A 19,252-nucleotide genomic window follows, 5' to 3' on the forward strand; every position below is an offset into this window, starting at 1 on the left:
GCGTACGATCTGCGGCAATCCGCTGCTCAGGCCATCGGAAGCAGCAGCTCCGCGATGACCCGGGTGCCGCCCGCGGTGACCGTGACCGCGCACGAGTCCGCGTAGGCCTCCACCATGCACAGGCCGCGGCCCGAGCAGGCCGGTTCATCGGCGGCCTGCCCGTACCCCCGGTGCGCCGCCGGCCGGGCGCGCCACCGCCCGGTGTCCTGGACCTGGAGGGTCAGGGTGGTGTCGGTGACCGCCAGCATCACGGCCACGTCCATGCTGCCGCTGTGCCGCACCACGTTGGCGACCAGCTCGGTGATGATGACGGCCAGCGCCTCGTCGACCGCGTCCGGTGCCTGCCACCGCCGGGCCAGGTCCCGGGCGAACCGCCGCAGCACCGGCACCGACTCGCTGGCCGCGGGCATGACACACAGGGCCGATGTCACTCCGCACCTGGTCACCGGGGGTCCTGGAGGTCTGAGGGTGGGGGAGGGGGTCTTTTCGATGGTGATCACGTGGAGCTCCTTCGCGCCCCTGAGGAAGCATCTGCCGCCACCCTCGCCGCCGGACCCCGGCCGGAACAATCCGGGGGCGCTCGCTTAGGGATACGTAAAGAAAGCGGGGCGGGGATGCTCACCGGGGCGCGAAGGGCCCGGGATCGGCGGGCCGACCGCGGTCAGTGCCAGGTCAGCCCGCCATCAGCACCCGGCCAGTGCCAGGTCAGCCCGCCATGCTCTTCCGCCAGTGCCCGGTCAGTGCCCGGTCAGTGCATGGTCGGCGCCCGGTCAGCCCGCGGCCGGGCGGGCGTCGGCCGGGCCCGCCTCCGGCAGCTCCCGGCTCGCCGTCTCGGTCCGCGCGGCCTGCTGCGCCGGGATCCGGCGGACACATTCGATGAGGTAGTCGCCGGTGTCCGCATCGAGGGTGACGCCGTGCGTCTCGCTGTGGAAGCCGGGGAAGCGCCGGTCGAAGGACTCCAGCGCCCCCAGGTAGCGCAGCAGCGGGCCGTCCGGAGAACCGGTGCTCTCACCGGGCATCAGGACCGGGATGCCGGGCGGCGTGACGGTGACCATCGCGGCGGCGACCCGGTCCGCCGCGTCGGCCAGCCGGACCCGTTCGGTGCCGCCGCGGATGAGGCGCTGGTAGCAGGCCTGCGGCGGGGTGACGGGCTCGGGCAGGTCCTGGAAGGCGGTGTCGAGCAGCTCGACCAGGCGAGCCTCCCGCAGGTGGTCGTGCATCTCCTGGCACAACTCGCGCAGCGTCCGGCCGGTGTAGCGCTGGGGATGGGCGTCGACCAGCTCGGGCAGTACACGCTCCAGCGGCGCGTCCTGGTCGTAGAGCGTCTTGAAGTCCATCAGGGCGTCCAGCAGGGTCCCCCACTTGCCCTTGGTGATGCCCATCGAGAACAGGATGAGCGTGGTGTAGCTGTCCGTCTTCTCCACCACGATGTTCCGGGTGGCCAGGTAGGCGGTGAGGACGCGGGCTGGGATGCCCCAGTCGCCCATCCGCCCGGCGGCGTCGATGCCGGGGCAGGTGAGGGTGACCTTGATGGGGTCGAGCAGGCAGTAGCCCTCGTCCAGGCCGGTGAAGCCGTGCCAGTCGGCGCCGGGCTCCAGCTGCCAGCAGGACGGCTCGGAACGGAGCAGCTCGGCGGGGGCGTCGGCGAACGGCAGCCGGTCGCCGGTGGCCGGGTCGGTCACCGTCTCGGGCTGCCAGACGCCGAAGAACCAGCCGGGCCGGTCACCGGCGGTCGCGATGCGCCGGCCGACACGGACCACGGTCTGACGGAAGCGGACGGCCTCGGTCACCGCCTCGTCGATCAGCCAGCGGCCCTGCGGCCCGTCCATCATCGCCGCGGCCACGTCCAGGGAGGCGATCATCGGGTACAGCGGCGAGGTCGTGCCGTGCATCATGAACGCCTCGTTGAACCGGTCGTGCTCCACCGGCGCTCGGGGCGCGGGCTTGACGTGGACCATGGCGCTCTGCGACAGCGCGGCCAGCAGCTTGTGGGTGCTTTGGGTGGCGAAGACGGTCGGGCGGTCCGGGCCGGGGAAGGTGTCCGGGCCCACCGCCATGCCGTACCGCCCGGCATACAGGGGGTGGAAACGGGCGTAGGCGAACCAGGCCTCGTCGAAGTGGAGCCGGGGGGTGCTGGGCGCCAGCGCCCGGGCGACCTGGAGGGCGTCGTAACACAGCCCGTCATAGGTGGAGTTGGTCAGCACCGCGTACTGGGCGTCGGTGGAGACCGCGCCCTGGGCCAGCGGGTTGCGGGCGACCCGGGACGCGACCGAGGCGGCCGCGATCTCCCCCGGCGGCAGCGGGCCCGCCAGCCCGTAGCCGTTGCGGGTGGGGACCAGGTAGACCGGCCGGGCGCCGGAGAGCACCAGACCGTGCAGGACCGACTTGTGGCAGTTGCGGTCCACCAGCGCCACCTCGTCGTGGGTGACGCTGAAGTGACCGACCATCCGGTCGCAGGTCGAGTCGCCGTGCAGGACGAAGTAGGTGCGGTCGGCGCCGAAGACGCGGGCCGCGTTGCGCTCCGCGGCGCCGATCGGACCGGTGTGCTCGAAGAGCGAACCCAGCTCCTCGACGGAGATGGAGAGGTCGCTGCGGAGCAGCCGCTCCCCGAAGTAGTCGTGGAAGGCCCGGCCGACCGGGGACTTGAGGAAGGCGACGCCGCCGGAGTGGGCCGGGGTGTGCCAGGAGTACTCGTGGGCGTCGTCGAAGCGGCGCAACGCCCTGAAGAACGGCGGAAGCAGGCCCTCCAGGTAGCCGCGGGCGGCGCCGGCGATCCGCCCGGCGATGAACGGCGCGGTGTCCTCCAGCGGCCAGATGTAGCCGACCACGGTCTCCGCGACCCACAGCGGCAGGTGATCCAGGTCCTCGCCGGCCGTCACCAGGAAGACCGGGAGGTCCTGGAAGCGGCGGCCGACCAGCCGCAGCACGTCCGCGCCGCCCGGCTCGCCGTTGGTCTTGCCGGCCGCGGGCAGGCCCCACTCCACCACGGCGGCGGCCAGCCCCGCCTCGGTGGCCAGCACCGCCGCCGCGTCATCGCCGGTGGCGGCCCAGCGCACTTCGAAGCCGCGGGCCTCCAGTTCCTTGTGGATCCTGTGCAGTTGATCCCCTCCGACGCCTCCGCCGGCGGGGAACTCCCGTACCGCGAAGAGAACCGTCCCGACCGTCCCGTCCGCCATGGCTCCTGCCACCCCTTTGTGTGAATCGGCGTATGGTCCGCACAACGTGCGGCGCCCCGCCAGGCAAGCGGAGGCGAAGCGGCGGCCGGGCCGCAACGGCGGCCAAACCACCCCGACGAGGGAAAACGGTGGTCAGAGCCAGCCGCGGCGCTGCGCCTGGAGCGCCATCTGGAAGCGGGTGGTGGCACCCAGCCGGGCCATCAGGACCTCGACGCGGCGGAACAGCGTGCGGCGGCTGACGCCGATCTCCCGGGCGATGACCTCGTCGTGCACACCGCCGGCGAGCAGCGACAGCAGGCGGCGGTCGGCGGGGGTCAGACGCTGGGGGCCGGGGGCGTGCCCGTGGAAGGGCAGCGCGTTCTGCCAGGACTGCTCGAACAGCGCCACCAGGGCGGAGAACAGGCCGCACGGCTGCACGATCAGCATGGTGTTGTGCGCGTCGGTCTCCTTGATCGACAACGACACCAGGGCGTACGCCTCGTCGATGATGATGAGCTTGACCGGCACCGAGGGCAGTACCCGGGCCTGTTCACCGGCCTCGATACACGGCTCGATGGTGTCGGTGAGGTTGCCCGGGTAGGCGAGCGAGGCGCGCGAGTACACCACGCGCTGGATCACCCCGCGGGCCAGGGTGGCGAGCGCCTCGGCGGTGGCGGTGGCGATGGGGAAGTACGGCGGCGAGTCGAACTGGCGGATCTGCTCGCGGGCGCTGGCCCACGCCTGGCGCATCCGGGGGCCGATGTCCTCCCCGGTCACCACCTCGACGAGGTTGTCGTTGTACTCGGCCAGCCGCAGCCGCCGGAAGGACTCGAAGGCGCCGGTGACGGCGATGCGGGACTCGTCGAGTTCGGCGGCGCGGTGCCGGCGCAGTATCTCCAGGCCGGCGGCGGGCGGCAGCGGCGCGACGAGGTCCCGGCCGTCGACGGCGGGGCTGGCCAGGCCCGCGTCGACCAGCTCGGCGTACGCGTGGCGGAACTCCGCGTCGTCCAGCCCGGCCGCGGACCGGAGGGCGCCCAGCGGGGCGGGCGCCAGCTCCAGCAGCGCCAGGTAGGCGCTGCTCGCCGCGGTGCCGACGCCCAGCCGCCGAAGGGCCTCCAAGAGCTTCGCGTTCGCCATGGGCCGGATTATCAACGGCGGTCGGGTGTGTACGGGAGTGGTGGGAGGGGCGGCGGAGCCGGCGGGGGCGCGGCGGAGCCGGCGGGGGCCCGAAGGGCCTGGGGGTGTCCGACGGGCCCCCGCCGGTGCGGTCAGGACCGGTAGTCGATCGTGTTGTGGTAGAGGCACTCGAGCGCGGTCGGCCCGACGTCATGGCCGTCCGCCGCGCGCTGCGCCCAGTACTGGCGGAAGGTGTCGGAGACGTGGCTGAGGAAGGTGTTCCACAGCGGGCCGGCCGGGTCCTCGGTGCAGGTGTCGCCCGGCTCGTCGCCGTCGTCCGCGAGGTCGATCATCGAGCCGAGGACGCGGCCTTCGACGGTGTCGCCGTTGTCCCACTCGGGGGTGCCCCAGGTCGGGCCTTCCAGGTCCCGGGTCCTGCCGTCCGGCCAGCGGAAGGTGGGGTCGTCCAGCACCGTCGCCCCGAACCAGGTGGCGAAGCCCTCGGTCCAGGCGCACCCCTCGGAGCTGGTGCGGTGGATGTAGTGCGGGCTGCAGTTGGGCGCGGGCGGGAAGTCGTCCTCGTACACGTCGTCCATGAGCGCGTGTCCGAACTCGTGGAGGACGAGGACGTTCGCGTCGGGATCCGCCGCGGCGAGGTGGACGGCGTTGTCCTGGAGCGAGTAGTAGGTGCCGTCGGTGGAGTCGGGCGCCCAGTTGACGACTCCGCGCCGGCAGGTGGTGTCCCGCGCGTCCCAGCAGCTCGTGCCGGGCGTCCAGTCCCACCCGGCGGCCACGGTGTCGAAGGCCTCGACGCCGCGCATCAGGGCGGGGTCGGCGGGCTGGAAGGCGCCGAAGTCGACGGTGGTGCCGGTGCCGACGTCGGAGCGCACCGCCGTGCTGAAGCGGAAGGACTTCCTCGTCCGGCCCTCGCGTATGATCCAGCGCTCGTTCTCGGTGGCGAACTGCGCGTAGACGTCCTGTCCGCCGCCTTCCTCGTCGGTGTTGTCGAAGCACAGCTTGAAGCGTCCGTCGGCCCCCGTCAGGCCGGTCGCCAGCAGGTCGGGCCGGCCCGCCGCGTCCCGGTCGAAGACGCTCACCTGCGCGTTCGCCGAGGTCCGGGCGGCGCCGGTGTGGTCGGTGTAGCCCCAGGTGCCGGTGGCGCACGCGGTCCCGGCGGACGCGCCGGTGGCGGCCGCGCGGGCGGGCGGGGGAGCGGCGGGCTTGTGCGTCAGGTGGGCGTGGGCGCGGGTGCCCGCATTCCGCACCGGCGCCGCGGGGTTGACGTCCCGTACCGCGATGCCCGGGGACGAGCGCCGGGCGCCGACGGTGAGAAAGACGCTGTCGGTGTCCGCGTCACCGTCCGAGGGGCTGGTCGCGACGGCGCGGATCTGCGCGGAGCCGGGGCTGACCGCCTTGACGGTGCCGCTGAGCCGCCACGGCCGGTGGCTGGTGGCACGTCTGAGGCCTTCCGCGTGGTGCAGCCGCCCGCGGTCGGCGGGGACGGCGGAGGCGGCCGACCTGGCGTGCAGGCCCTTGGGAGCGGTCACCCAGACCAGTCCCGCGGGGAGTTGGACGTCGAGCCGCACGTCCGCGCGCGCCGCCGTGGTCTCCACCTCGATGTCCAGCCGGGCCTGTGCGCCGACGGCCGGGGTGCCGGCAAGGCGCAGGTCCACCTTCAGGCAACTCGCCTGTTCGTCCGTCCGGTCGGCTGCCGCACCCGGATACGGCGTGCAGGGCGCGCTCCGGGGCGTGTGGGGTGCCGCGATGCCGGGCGTGGAGAGCGTGAGCAGGGCTCCGGCCACGGCGGCACTCGAAGCGATTCGGCGAAAGTACATCTGGCACGGTTCCTTTCGAGCCAGTGAACTCCGGATAGGGAGCGCGTTTCTACCTGATCCGCGGCCGCCTGGTGGCCGATCCCCGCCAGTGGCACATTTCGGCAGAGGAGCCGGCGCGCCGACGTTGGCGCTGGGCGCGCGCGGGGGGCGTGCACTGGGGGCGCGACGGCGCACGGGGGGTCTCGGGGCGGTCACGGCTGGAAACAATCGGCGTAAGATCTCTTAGGTTTGGCTTACCTAAGCTGTATCGTGTCGCCGTCAGCAGGAGCGGGGAGGTACGTGGTGTCCATGGGGGACGTTCGTCTGGTGGCGACAGGGCTCGAGGTCGGGCACGCGAGCCGTACGGTGCTCAAGCAGGTGGAGTTGGAGCTGAAGGCCGGTCAGATCACCGTGCTGGTGGGTCCCAACGGCTGCGGCAAGTCCACCCTGCTGCGCACCGTGGCCGGATTGATCCCGCCGCTCGGCGGTGAGGTCAGCGTCGATGGTGATCCGCTGAACTCGCTGCCCAGGCGCGCCCTTTCGCAGCGGCTGGCCTTTCTCCCGCAGTCCTCGCTGGTGCCCGCCGGCGTCACCGTCCGCGAGCTGGTGCGCCACGGCCGGTACGCCCACCGCGGGGCGTTCGCCCGGCACACCGGCGAGGACGTCGCCTCCATCGACTGGGCGCTTGAGGTCACCGACGCCGCCCCGCTGGTCGACCGACGGCTCGACGAGCTCTCCGGCGGCGAGCGCCAACGCGCTTGGCTGGCCACGGTGCTGGCGCAGCGCGCGGGCGTGCTGCTGCTGGACGAGCCCACCACCTACCTGGACCTGCGCCACCAGTTCGACGTGCTCGACGTCGTCCGGCGGCTGGCCCGGGAACACGGCATCGCCTGCGGCGTCGTGCTGCACGACCTGATGCAGGCGGCGGCGTACGCCGACGAGGTCGTGGTCGTCGCCGACGGTTCGGTCACGGCCACCGGGGCCCCGGAGGAGGTCCTCACCCCGGACACCATCGAGCGCGCCTTCGGGCTGCGGGTCGATGTGGTGCGCGACCCGGAGACCGGTCATCTCGCCTGCTTCCCCCGGCGGTCGGAGGCTGCCGCCACTTCCTGATCGTTCCTCAACCCCCCATGTTCGTCCTGTCACTCGCATCAACAGCACAACAGAGAGGTTTCACCATGCGGAGAATGCTGCGCGCCCTGGCGACGGGCGGCACCGCCGTAGCGCTCATGCTGACCGCGGTCGCTTGCGGCTCCGGGACGGCCGGGGACACCGCGGAGAAATCGGGGGGAGACAAGGCGGGGAAGGGCAAGATCACCGTCGAGACCGCGCGTGGCAAGGTCGGCCTGGACAAGCCGGCGACCAAGGTGGTGACCCTGGAGTGGACCTACACCGAGGAGCTGGTCGCTCTCGGTGTGACCCCGGTGGGCAACGCCGACAACAAGGGCTACGGCACCTGGATAACGGCCGAGGGCGCCGACCTTCCGGGCAAGGTCACCGACGTCGGTGACCGCAACGAGCCCAGCCTGGAACGGATCAGGGCCCTCCAGCCGGACCTCATCGTCGTCGACGACGACCGGTCGAAGGCGAACCTGAAGCAGCTCAAGGGCATCGCCCCGGTGCTGTCGTTCAAGTACACCACCAAGCCGCAGCTGGAGACGATGAAGAAGAACTTCACCGAGCTGTCGAAGGCGGTGGGCAAGGAGGACAAGGCCACCGAGGTCATCGGCCGGATCGACGCCAAGGCGGCCGACCTCAAGGCCAAGCTGGCCAAGGCGGACAAGGGGGGCCTGAAGTACGCGCTCGCGCAGGGCTTCACCGCCAACGGCGCCGCCTCGATCCGGATGCTCGCCGACGACGCGTTCGCCGCGCAGGTGCTGAACCTCGCGGGCCTGAAGAACGGCTGGCAGGGCAAGCCCGACGCGTGGGGCATGACCACCGTCGGCGTCGAGGGGCTGACCAAGGTCGATCCGGACGCGACCTTCCTGTACGTGGCCAGCAAGGAGGACAACCCGTTCACCGGGGACCTCGCGGGCAACGTGGTGTGGAAGGGCCTGGACTTCGTCAAGAAGGACAAGGCGCTGGCGCTCGACCCGGGCACCTGGCTGTTCGGCGGACCGCTCTCGGCCGTGCAGATCCTGGACGAGACCGGCAAGGCGCTCAAGGTCTGATGACGTCCACCGCTCATGCGGACGGCAGCCGCCCACGAGCCCTGCTCGTGGGCGGCGCCCTGTCTGTCGTCCTCTGCCTGGTCGGCGTGGTCCACCTCGGGCTCGGCGCGTCCGGAGTCGGCGTCCCCGACATCCTGGACCTGCTCCTGGGCCACGGTGACTCCCACACCGAAGACGTGCTGGTCGGCGCCCGGCTGCCGCGCACCGTGACCGGACTGGTCGTCGGCCTCGCGCTCGGCGTCTCCGGCGCCCTCGTCCAGGGCGCGACCCGCAACCCGCTGGCCGCCCCCGACACCCTGGGGGTCAACGCGGGCGCCTACTTCGCCGTGGTGCTGGTGGCCTTCACCGGCGTCGACCTGGGCCCGATCCCGGCCGGCGGCGCGGCGTTCGTCGGCGGACTCCTCGCCATCACCGTGGTCTACCTCCTCACCAGCGGCGGTGTGCTCACCCCCGGACGGGTGCTGCTGGCCGGCGCCACCGTGGCGCTGGCCGGTACCTCGGCGGCCGAACTGATGCAGATCCTCGACGTGCAGGCGACCCGGGGACTGTTCTTCTGGGGCAACGGCACCCTGATGCAGTCCGGCCTGGAACGGCCGCTCACCCTCGGCGCGGTCATCGCCGCCGGAGCCGTCATCGCCGTGACGCTGGCACGCCCGCTGGACCTGATGGCGCTCGGCGACGAGACGGCCCAGGCGATGGGCGTGCGCGTGGAGCGCATCCGCCCCGCCGCCTTCCTCGTCGCGGTGCTGCTGTCCGCCTCCGCGGTCTCGCTGGCCGGCCCGATCGGTTTCGTCGGGCTCATCGCGCCCGTCATCGTGCGTCAGCTGGGCATGCGCCGGCACGCCCTGCTCATCCCGATGGCGGGGCTGCTCGCCGCCGCCCTGGTGCTCTCCGCGGACGCGGCGGCGCAGCTCACGCTGCCGCCGTCGGCCGGCTACGCGGAGATTCCGGTCGGCGTGGTCACCGCGCTGATCGGCGGACCGGTCTTCATGGCGCTCGCCCGCCGGGTGACCACCGGTGACGCCGACACCGGGGCCGCGGTCGCGGTCGCCGGGCAGCGCCGCCTCCCCGGCTACGGCATCGCGCTCGGCACCGGGCTGCTCGTACTCGCCGCCGCGATGGCGGTCGGTCTGCGCATCGGCGACGTCCAGATCAGCTGGAGCCAACTGGGCACCGCGCTGTTCGGCACCGGCGACCCGATGACCGAGGCGGTGGTGGACTACCGGCTGCCGCGGATCCTGGTGGCCGCGCTGGCCGGTGCCTGTCTGGCGGTGGCCGGTTCCGCGGTGCAGGCGGTGGTGCGCAATCCGCTGGCCGAGCCGGGCCTGGTCGGGGTGACCGGGGGTGCCTCCGTCGCCGCCATGCTGGTGATCCTCGTCGTGCCCTCGGCGCCCGCGGTCGCCCTGCCGTTCGCGGCCGGGATCGGCGGCGTGCTGATGCTCGGGCTGGTCGTCCTGGTGGCCAGGGGCCCCAAGCACGGGGGCCGCCGCGCCGGACTGGACCCGACGCGGGTGGTGCTGGTCGGACTGGGCGCCGGGGCCACGGCGATGGCGCTGGTGAACATCATGGTGGTCAGCGCGCAGATGAACATCTCCGCCGCGCTCACCTGGCTCAACGGCAGCACCTACGGCCGTGACTACTCCACGCTCAGCTGGCTGATCGTGCCCGCGGTGGTCGCGGTGGTGCTGGTGGTGGCCGCGCGGCCGGTGAACATGCTCGCCCTCGGCGACGAGCTGCCGCGCGCCCTCGGCCTGGAACTGGGGCGCGTCCGGCTGCTCGTGCTCGGCGCGGGCGCGGTGCTGGCGGCCGGCACCGCCGCGGCGGTCGGCGCCATCGGCTTCGTCGGGCTCGTCGCCCCGCACCTGGCCCGCCGGGTCGTCGGCAACGGCACCGCCCGGATGGTGCCCATGGCCGCGGTGCTGGGCGCCGTCCTCGTCGTCGCCTCCGACGCGCTGGGCCGCTGGCTGATCGCCCCGACCGAGATCCCGGTCGGCATCGTCACCGCGCTGATCGGCGCGCCCTACCTGGTGTGGCTGCTGCGCCGCCAGGAGGCCTGACCAGGGAGGAAGAGGGCGCCGTCAGGACGCCTGAGCAGGGCCGGAGAGCGCGCCCTGCACCGCGCCGCCCGTGCGCCGCGCCCCGGTCCTGCCGGTGCGCGGCGTCTCGGGTTTCAGGCTGCGGGCGGCCAGCGCGCCGAGCAGGCAGACGGCGGCCGATGCCAGGCAGACGGTGCTGAAGGCGTCGGCGAAGGCCGACCGGGCCAGCGGCCGCAGCGCGGGCTCGATGTCCTGGAACCGCCCGGTCTCGGTGGCCGGGCGGAGCGAGGCGGCGGACTCCGCGGAGTCCAGCCCGGCGCCGACGCGGGCGGAGAACAGGGCGCCGAAGACCGCGACCCCGGTGGCCGTGCCGAGCGGGTAGCAGGCGTTGGTCAGCCCTGAGGCCATTCCGGCCCGCTCGGCGGGCACCGCGCCCACCGCCACCCCCATCAGGGGCGGGAAGATGACGGCGCTTCCGATGCCGAGCAGTACCAGTCCGGTGACCGTCCATCCCTGCGCGTCGCCCGATCCGGCGGCGGCCAGGGCGAGCAGCCCGACGCCCTGTGCGGCGAAGCCGCCCGCGACCAGGGTGTCGGGGGAGAACCGCTTCTGCAGGCGCGCCATGAAGAGCCCGGCCAGCAGCAGCGAGCCGGTCAGCGGCAGCAGCCGCACACCGACTTCCCACGGCGCGTACCCGTGCGTGCTCTGCAGCCACAGTGTGACGAAGGCCAGCACGCCCAGGCAGGACATCCGGGCCAGGAACCCCAGGACGGCGGCGCCGGAGAGCGCGCGGAGCCGCAGCAGCGCCATGTCGACCAGGCCGTCGCCGCGGCGCTGGCTGGCCACCAGCGCGGCGACGAGTGCCAGACCGCCCGCCGCCGAGGCGAGCACCTCGGGCGCCGTCCAGCCGGCCTCCGGACCGGCGATCAGCGGATAGTGCAGCGCGAGCAGCGCGCCGATGGCGAGGGCCGCGCCCAGCGGATCGACGCGGCGCCGGGCCTCAGGCGCCGCCGACTCCGGCATCCGGGCCAGCGCGCCGGCCACGACCAGTACGCCGATCGGCACATTGACCAGGAAGATCCACCGCCAGCCGAGCGTCTGGACGAGCACGCCGCCGATCACCGGTCCCAGCGCGCCGGCGGCCGAGGCGATGGCGGCGAAGGAGGCGATCGCGGCCTGGCGGCGGGTGCCCTCGTAGGCGGCCGCGATCAGGGCGAGGGCGGGCGCGAACACCATGGAGCCGCCCAGCCCTTGGGCGGCTCGGGCGGCGATGAGCGTGCCGGCGTCCGGCGCCAGCCCGCAGGCCGCCGAAGCGAGGGTGAACAGGGCCATGCCCGCGGTGAACACGGCCCTGCGGCCTATTCGGTCCGAGAGCGCCCCCGCGGTGAGCAGCAGCGCACCGAAGGCCAGCGAGTACGCCGACACCGTCCACTGCACCCGGTCCAGCCCGACGTCCAGGTCGCGGGAGATGGTGGAGAGGGCGACGTTGACGACGGTCACATCGAGCGTCATCACGACGCCACCGGCGCTGACCAGCGCGAAAGTCCATCGGGCAGTGCTACGGGAGGAGGGCACCGCTGATCTCCTCGGCGAGAGGGAAGTGGGAAGTTTGGTTAGGTTAACCTAAGTATCAGTATGACGGTATGTCATCTGTCACAGGGTCACGCGAGGGGTTGCCGTTAAGGTAAGGCTTACCTAAACTCCCCGTGGCCCGGCGTCCGTTGTCGGCGCCACGGTTCAGATCGACATTCCGGAGCTGCCAGATGCCCATCCCGCAGAACCATCCCGTGCCTGATCTGCCGGAGGTGACCCCCGCGGCCTGGCGGGAAGCCAACCAGCAGTTGCTTGCCAAGGCCATCGGTGAGTGGTGCTTCGAGGACATGCTCAAGGTGGTGGAGGCCGGCGACGGCGGCTACCGCGTCGACCTCGACAGCGGGACCTCCTACGCGTTCCGGGCCGTGCCGGGAGCGTTCGGCTGGCTGCGGGTCGACCCGCACTCGATCACCCGCACCGCCACCAGCATGCTCGGCAACTCCATCGCCGAACCGGCCTGGGACGCCCAGCAGTTCCTGCTGGAGGCGGCCTCCACCCTGGGCAGCGACCCGTCGACCATCGCCACCTACTTCACCGAGCTCTCCGCCACGCTGGCCGTCGACGCCGCACGCATCACCCATGGCGGCGAGACCGTCGCCGAGATGCGCGGGCTCGGCCACACCGAGCTCGAATGCCGCATGACCGGCCACAACCTGCTCGTCGCCAACAAGGGCCGTATCGGCTTCTCGGCCACCGACGTGCGTCAGTACGCCCCCGAGTCCGCGCAGTCGCTGAAGCTGAAGTGGGTGGCCGTGCACCGCGGCCTCGCGGAGTTCCGCGGCACCTCGGAACTGTCCGAACAGGAAATCACCGCCCGCGAGTTGGACGAGGTCACCCGCGCGCGCTTCACCGCCGTGCTGGAGACCGCCGGCGTCGACCCGCAGAGCTATGTGTGGATGCCGGTCCACCCCTGGCAGTGGGACCACGCCGTCCAGACGCTGCACGCGGCCGACGTGGCGCAGCGGCGCATCATCCCCCTTGGCGAGAGCCCGGACGCCTACCTGCCCGGACAGTCCATCCGCACCATGGCCAACGTCACCACCGCGGACCGGTACGACGTCAAACTCCCGCTGAAGATCCTCAACACCCTGGTCTGGCGAGGCATTCCGCCGCACTGCACCATGGGCGCGCCGGTGGTCACCCAGTGGCTGCGCGGCATGGTGGAGCGCGACTCCTTCCTCACCGACGAGTGCCGGACCGTCTTCCTCGGCGAGGTCGCCTCCGTGACGGTGCGCCACCCCTACCTGACCAAGCTGGAAGACGCGCCCTACCAGCACCTGGAGACCCTGGGCTGCATCTGGCGCGAGTCCGTCACCTCCCGCAAGGACCCCGACGAGCGGGTGCGCACCTTCGCCTCCCTGCTCCATGTCGACCACACCGGCGACGCGTTCGTCGCGGAGCTCGTACGCTCCTCGGGCCTGGACCCGCAGGAGTGGCTGCGGCGCCTGTTCGACACGCTGCTCGTCCCCGTGCTGCACGTGCTCTACCGCTACGGCGTCACCTTCAACCCGCACGGGCAGAACACCCTGATCGGCTACGACGAGAACGACGTGCCGGTCCGCCTGTACCTCAAGGACTTCGTCGACGACGTGTGCGTGTCCTTCACCGACGTCCCCGAGCGCGGCCCGGAGCCGGACGGCCACGACCACGTGCTGCCCCGCAAGCACCCGTCCATCATCAAGCAGCACGTCATGGACCAGATCTTCGTCGGGCACTTCCGCTACCTCGCGCCGCTCGTCGCCGACCAGCTCGGCGTCCCGGAGCGGACCTTCTGGCGCCTGGCGCGGCAGACCATCCTCGACTTCCAGAAGCGCTTCCCCGAACTCGCCGAGCGCTTCCGCGAGTACGACCTGCTCACCCCGGAGATCCCCCGCTACGGCCTCAACCGCGACCGGATCGTGGTCACCCGCTACACCGACCGGGCACTGCGCCACGCGCTGTACCCCAACGGCACTCACCCCAACCCGCTCGCAGAAGGCTGAGGAGATCGGCGCGTGATACCGCTGACCGAAGCACCACCTGTCACTTCCCTCTTCCCCGCGTCCCTGCTCGCCGGCTCCCCCGAGGGCCTGGCCGAGGTCCGCGCCGCGTTCGCCGAGGCGGTCGACACCGCGCTGACCGCCCGCCGCCCGGCCGGACCGATCCCCGCAGGCACCCCGGCCGACGTCCTCGCCGCGGCGGCCGAGGCACTGGGACCCGCCCACCTCCCCGCCGAGGGTCTCGGGTCCAAGGCCGCACTCCAACTGCTGGCCACCCTCCTCGTCGAGCACGGCATCGACCTGGCACACCCCCGGGCAGCGGCCCACCTGCAACCGCCGCCGCTGGCCGTCGCGGTCGCCGCGGACACCCTGGCCAGCGTCGGCAACGCCTCGCTGGACACCTACGACTCCGGCCCCGCGACCATCGCCGTCGAACGCTGGCTGATCGGCGCACTCACCCGGCTGGCCGGGCTCGGCGAGCGCGCCGACGGCGTCATGACCCCCGGCGGCTCGCTGTCCAACCTGATGGGCCTGCTGCTCGCCCGGGACGCCGCCGCCCACCGGCGGGGCATCGACGCCCGCCAGCACGGGATCGCGGCCCTGCCGGGCCCGGTGGTCTTCTGCTCCGAACTCGCCCACTTCTCGGTGCACCGGGCCTGCGCCGCCCTCGGGCTCGGTGAGGCCGCCGTACACCCGGTGCCCGTCGACGAGCGGCGCCGCATGCGCCCAGAGGCACTCGCCGCCGCCCTGGACGCGCTCGGCCCCGACCGGACGCCGCTCGCGGTCATGGCCACCGCCGGAACCACCGACTTCGGCTCCATCGACCCGCTGCCGCAGATCGCGGAGATCGCCGCCGGGCACGGCATCTGGATGCACGTGGACGCCGCCTACGGCTTCGGCGCGCTCTTCTCCGACCGGCTGGCCGGCCGCCTGGCCGGGCTGGAACTCGCCGACTCCATCACCCTGGACCTGCACAAGATCGGCTGGCAGCCCGCCGCCACCAGCGTGCTCCTGGTCTCCGACACCACGGCCTTCACCGCCCTGGACCGCGAGGTCGCCTACCTCAACCCGACCGACGACTCCGAGGCCGGCTACGACGGGCTGCTCGGCCGCAGCCTGCAGACCACCCGCCGCCCGGACGCGGTCAAAGCCGCCGCCACCCTGCTGACCTACGGCCGCACCGGCCTGGGCCGCATGGTCGACACCTGCCACGACCTGGCCCGCCACGCCGAGCGGCGGATCCTCGCCGAGCCCGAGCTGGAGCTGGTCTCCCCGGCCGAGCTCACCACCGTGCTGTTCCGCTACCGGGCCGCCGACCCGAAGGCCGCCGACGAGCTCAACGGCGCCCTGCGGCGGCGGCTGCTGGAGACCGGCAGCGCGCTCATCGGCCGCACCGAGGTCCGCACCGGCGCACCGGGCTCGGCCGGCCGGGTGTGCCTGAAGTTCACCCTGCTCAACCCCACCACCACACCCGAGGACATCGACGGGCTCGTGGACGCCGTACTCGACGCAGGCCGGACCTGTGCCCGTCTCCTGGACGACGGCACCCAGGGCGGCGGAGACACCAACGAAGGAGACGCCGCATGAGCACGACCACCGCGGCCTCGGCCCCCGCCACCCTCACCGACCCGCTGCACGAGCTGGACCCCCGGGGCGCCGCCGAACACGCCCACATCGAGGCCCTGCTGCGGTGCTGGCTCCGGGAGACCGGCACCCCCGTCACCGCCGGCCCGCTGCGGGTCGAACTGCCGACGGCCGGACTGACCCTGGTCACCGAGGTGACCCACTGCTCGCCGACCGGCTGGCACCGCTTCGCACCGGCCCGCCTGGAGGGCCCCGGAGGACCGCTCGGTCCGACCGCGGACCCCGTCACGGCCGTCGCGCTGCTCTCCACCGAGGCCGCCGTACGCGGCGGCAGCCGCGCCGGAGGCGTCCCGCAGGGCGAGGTGGCCGACCTGGTGGAGCGCACCGCGGAATCGGTGCGCCGGGTGGCCTCCTTCATCGCGCACCGCCGCGCCAACCCCACCCCGCCGGCCGGAGTGGACGGCTTCCTCGAGGCCGAGCAGGCGCTCCTGCTGGGCCACCTCAACCACCCCGCGCCCAAGAGCCGGGACGGCGTCTCCGACAACGACGCCGCCGCCTTCTCGCCCGAACTGCGCGGCTCCTACCGGCTGCACTGGTTCGCCGCCGACCCCTCGCTCGTCTCGCACGACGCGGTCGCCGGAGCGCCCTCGCTGGCCGGCAAGGACACCGTCGCCCTCCTCGCCGAGCTGGCCGAACACCGCCTGGACGACGGCCGGGTGCTGGTCCCCGCACACCCCTGGCAGGCCCGCGACCTGCTCCACCGGCCGCGCATCGCCGCCCTGGTCGCCTCCGGCGCGCTGGAGCCGCTCGGCGAGCTGGGCCCGCACTGGTGGCCGACCTCCAGTGTGCGCACGGTCTACCGGCCGGACGCCGACGTGATGCTGAAGCTCTCCCTCGGGCTGCGGCTGACCAACTCCCGCCGCGAGTCCACCCGCACCGAGCTGCGCCGCGGGCTGGAGATCAACCGGCTGCTGGACGCCGGATACGCGGACGCCACCTTCAAGGCCCACCCCGGCTTCGCCATCACCCGCGACCCCGCCTGGCTCGCGGTGGACGAGCCCGGGCGCCCGGAGGGCCCGGAGGTCACCGGTCTCGACGTCGCGGTGCGCGAGGTGCCGCGGGGCATCGCCGATCTGCGCTGCCTGGTGGGCCTGGTGGCGCCCCGGCCCGGCCTGGGCCGCAGCGCGCTCGGCGAACTGGTGGCCCAGCTCGGCAGCGGGGCCGCCGAGCAGTGGATGGCCGACTACGCCGACAACGTGCTGGTGCCCATGCTGCACCTGTACGCCGCCACCGGCATCGGCCTGGAGGCCCACCAGCAGAACACCCTGGTCCGGCTGGACGCGCGGGGCCGGGTGACCGGCAGCACCTTCCGCGACAACCAGGGCTACTACCTGGCCACCTCCTACCTGCCGGGGCTGCTGGGGCGGCTCGGCGCCGACTCCTCCACGCTCGCCGTGGTCGACGACGCGCTCGTCGACGACCGGCTCTCGTACTACCTGCTGCGCAACCAGGCGCTGTCGGTCGTCGGATGCCTGGCGGTCGACGGCCTGGCGGACGAGCGCGACCTGCTCGCCGTGCTCGCCGGCCGGCTGCGCGCGGCCCTGCCGGCCCTCGCCGAGGCCGGGCCGGACGGCGACCGGCTGGCCCGCCGCTGGCTGCAGGCCGACACCCTGCCGTGCAAGGGCAACCTGCTCACCCGGCTGCACGGCATCGACGAGGTGCTGGCCCCGCTCGACGCCCAGTCCGTCTACCTCGACGCCCCCAACCCCTTCCGGGAGGCCGCGGTATGACGCGGGTGAAGCCCGAACAACCGGTACCCCCGGCGCGCCCGGGTCAGGAGCAGCCCGGCCCGCAGCGGTCGGGCCAGGGGCAGCCGCCCGCCGCCGTCCCCGGCCCGCCGCTGCCCCGGCTGGGCGGCCGCTGGTCGGCACGGGTGGCCGAGGCCGACGGCGCGGACCTGGACCTGGTGCACGGCTGGATGCGGTCCCCGCACATCGACGCCTTCTGGCACCAGGCGTGGCCCCGCGAGCGCTGGGCCGAGGAGATCGCCGGGCACCTGGCCGGCGACGCCATCCTGCCCGTCCTGGTCAGCCATGACGGCAGCCCACTGGCGTACATCGAGGTGTACCGGGTGGAGCGGGACCGGCTCGCCGGCCACTACCCGCACCTGCCGCGCGACCTGGGCGTGCACATCGCCATCGGAGAGGCGAGCCGCACCGGCAAGGGCCTGGGCCGGTCCCTGCTGCGGGCCCTGGCCGAGGGCCTGCTGGCCGCCGACCCCGAGTGCACCCGGGTGGTCGCCGAGCCGGACGTGAACAACGAGCCCTCGCTCCGGGCGTTCGCCGCGGCCGGATTCCGCCCGGCCGGGGAGGTCACCTTCCCCGACAAGACCGCCGCACTGCTCATCCATCCGCGCGCAGACAAGGACATGCCCCGATGACCAGCGACATCACCAGCGACCATGACGTGGTGGCCATCGGCTGCGGACCGTTCAACCTCGGCCTGGCCGCCCTCGCCTCCACCGTGGACGGGCTGGACCTGGTGGTGCTGGAGGAGCAGCCCGAGCTGACCTGGCACCGCGGCATGATGTTCGGCGACGCCTCGATGCAGGTGAACTTCCTCGCCGACCTGGTCACCCTGGTCGCCCCGAGCCACCCGCTGTCGTTCCTGTCCTACCTGCACGACATGGACCGGCTCTACACCTTCACCGTCCGGGAGAACTTCTTCCCCTCCCGCCGGGAGTACGAGGACTACCTGCGCTGGGCGGCGGCGAAACTGCCGTCGGTGCGCTTCTCGCACCGGGTCGAGGAGGTCCACTGGGACGCGGCGGCCGACCGCTTCACCGTGCACGGCGTGCGCGGCGACGGCACCCGGCTGCTGATGCGCGCCCGCAACCTCGTCCTGGGCATCGGCACCGCGCCGCACCTCCCGCAGGCCCTGGCGGGTCTGCCGCCGGAGAAGCTGCTGCACACCGCCGACTACCTCTACCGGGCGTCCGACGTGGCCGCCGCGGGGAGCGTCACGGTCGTCGGCTCCGGCCAGTCGGGTGCCGAGGTCGCGGTGGACCTGCTGGGCCGCAACCTCGACGGCGGGCCCGCGGTGAGCTGGCTGACCCGCACCACCTCGTTCGCGCCGCTGGACTACACCAAGATGAACCTGGAGCTGACCACTCCGGCGTACATGCAGTACTTCCACTCCCTGCCGGAGGGCACCCGGGACCGGCTGGTCCGCGAGCAGTGGCAGTTCTACAAGGGCATCTCCACCGACACCCTCGAGGAGATCCACGAACTGCTCTACCGGCGGCAGCTGGAGCACGGACTGGCCGACGTCGAACTGCGCTTCGGCATCACCGTGGAGTCCGCGGACGTGGACGCCGCCGGCCAGGCCGTCCTGACCTGCCGGCACCGCGACACCGATCAGCTCTTCACGCACACCACCGACCTCGTGGTGGCCGCCACCGGCTACCGCAACCGCCCGCCGGCGTTCCTCGCCCCCATCGAGGATCTGCTGCTGCGGGACGCAAGCGGCCGCCACCGGGTGCGCCTGGACCACTCCGTCGAGCTCGCCGACGGGATCAGCGGCCGGGTGTTCGTGGCCAACGCCGAGATCCACGCCCACGGTGTCTCCTCGCCGAACCTGGACATCGGCGCGGTGCGCAACGCCACCATCCTGAACGCGATCACCGGGCGGGAGACCTACCGGCTGCCCAAGCGCAGCGCGTTCACCACCTTCGACGCCCCGGGCCGGATCTCCTGACCCGCGGCGCCCGGTGGACCTGAGGGTTCCGGTCCGGCGCACGCCGCC

Annotated in this window: 13 protein-coding genes; 8 read left to right on the forward strand and 5 right to left on the reverse strand. The window is 73.0% G+C overall.

Annotated elements, in window-relative coordinates; translation table 11 throughout:
* Positions 1 to 26: 26 nt before the first annotated feature.
* From AC4BDD_RS26375 to AC4BDD_RS26390, 4 genes are all read right to left on the reverse strand, one after another.
* Positions 27 to 410, reverse strand: coding sequence for an ATP-binding protein (locus AC4BDD_RS26375; protein WP_490687944.1), 384 nt, complete (start codon positions 408 to 410; stop codon positions 27 to 29).
* 360 nt (positions 411 to 770) lie between these two features.
* Positions 771 to 3,176 carry an Orn/Lys/Arg family decarboxylase gene (locus AC4BDD_RS26380; RefSeq protein WP_490687945.1) on the reverse strand — a complete coding sequence of 802 codons (2,406 nt, stop codon included), beginning with the start codon at positions 3,174 to 3,176 and terminating at the stop codon, positions 771 to 773.
* A 132-nt stretch (positions 3,177 to 3,308) separates the two neighbouring features.
* Positions 3,309 to 4,292: a LuxR family transcriptional regulator gene (locus tag AC4BDD_RS26385; protein WP_490687946.1), complete on the reverse strand. Its 984-nt coding sequence runs from the start codon at positions 4,290 to 4,292 to the stop codon at positions 3,309 to 3,311.
* A 131-nt stretch (positions 4,293 to 4,423) separates the two neighbouring features.
* Complete coding sequence (locus tag AC4BDD_RS26390) at positions 4,424 to 6,106, reverse strand: transthyretin-like family protein (RefSeq protein WP_490687947.1); 1,683 nt, start codon at positions 6,104 to 6,106, stop codon at positions 4,424 to 4,426.
* Between the two features lie 306 nt (positions 6,107 to 6,412).
* On the opposite strand from AC4BDD_RS26390, the gene AC4BDD_RS26395 reads away from it, so the two are divergent.
* The 3 genes from AC4BDD_RS26395 (at position 6,413) to AC4BDD_RS26405 (ending at position 10,313) form a co-directional block, all read left to right on the forward strand.
* Positions 6,413 to 7,198, forward strand: coding sequence for an ABC transporter ATP-binding protein (locus AC4BDD_RS26395; protein WP_490687948.1), 786 nt, complete (start codon positions 6,413 to 6,415; stop codon positions 7,196 to 7,198).
* A 74-nt stretch (positions 7,199 to 7,272) separates the two neighbouring features.
* Complete coding sequence (locus AC4BDD_RS26400; protein WP_490687949.1) at positions 7,273 to 8,256, forward strand: ABC transporter substrate-binding protein; 984 nt, start codon at positions 7,273 to 7,275, stop codon at positions 8,254 to 8,256.
* Complete coding sequence (locus AC4BDD_RS26405) at positions 8,256 to 10,313, forward strand: iron ABC transporter permease (protein ID WP_490687950.1); 2,058 nt, start codon at positions 8,256 to 8,258, stop codon at positions 10,311 to 10,313. Before AC4BDD_RS26400 ends, AC4BDD_RS26405 begins: the two co-directional genes overlap by 1 nt.
* A gap of 21 nt (positions 10,314 to 10,334) precedes the next feature.
* Here AC4BDD_RS26405 and AC4BDD_RS26410 read toward each other — a convergent pair whose 3' ends face one another.
* Positions 10,335 to 11,867, reverse strand: a complete 1,533-nt coding sequence (locus tag AC4BDD_RS26410) for an MFS transporter (protein WP_490687951.1) — start codon at positions 11,865 to 11,867, stop codon at positions 10,335 to 10,337.
* Between the two features lie 212 nt (positions 11,868 to 12,079).
* Here AC4BDD_RS26410 and AC4BDD_RS26415 point away from each other — a divergent pair, with 212 nt between their 5' ends.
* Genes AC4BDD_RS26415 through AC4BDD_RS26435 form a run of 5 tightly spaced genes read left to right on the forward strand, consistent with a single transcriptional unit; the run spans position 12,080 to position 19,204 of the window.
* Positions 12,080 to 13,867, forward strand: coding sequence for an IucA/IucC family protein (locus AC4BDD_RS26415; protein WP_490687952.1), 1,788 nt, complete (start codon positions 12,080 to 12,082; stop codon positions 13,865 to 13,867).
* Between the two features lie 12 nt (positions 13,868 to 13,879).
* On the forward strand, positions 13,880 to 15,451 hold the full coding sequence (locus AC4BDD_RS26420; protein WP_490687953.1) for a pyridoxal phosphate-dependent decarboxylase family protein: 1,572 nt from the start codon (positions 13,880 to 13,882) through the stop codon (positions 15,449 to 15,451).
* Complete coding sequence (locus tag AC4BDD_RS26425) at positions 15,448 to 17,238, forward strand: IucA/IucC family protein (protein ID WP_490687954.1); 1,791 nt, start codon at positions 15,448 to 15,450, stop codon at positions 17,236 to 17,238. Before AC4BDD_RS26420 ends, AC4BDD_RS26425 begins: the two co-directional genes overlap by 4 nt.
* Complete coding sequence (locus AC4BDD_RS26430; protein WP_490687955.1) at positions 17,235 to 17,888, forward strand: GNAT family N-acetyltransferase; 654 nt, start codon at positions 17,235 to 17,237, stop codon at positions 17,886 to 17,888. Before AC4BDD_RS26425 ends, AC4BDD_RS26430 begins: the two co-directional genes overlap by 4 nt.
* Positions 17,885 to 19,204 (forward strand): lysine N(6)-hydroxylase/L-ornithine N(5)-oxygenase family protein, encoded by a 1,320-nt coding sequence (locus tag AC4BDD_RS26435; RefSeq protein ID WP_490687956.1) that lies wholly within the window; start codon positions 17,885 to 17,887, stop codon positions 19,202 to 19,204. The genes AC4BDD_RS26430 and AC4BDD_RS26435 overlap by 4 nt, the downstream gene beginning before the upstream one ends.
* Positions 19,205 to 19,252 lie beyond the last annotated feature (48 nt).

The organism is Streptomyces sp. JLBT605 (assembly GCF_058215555.1).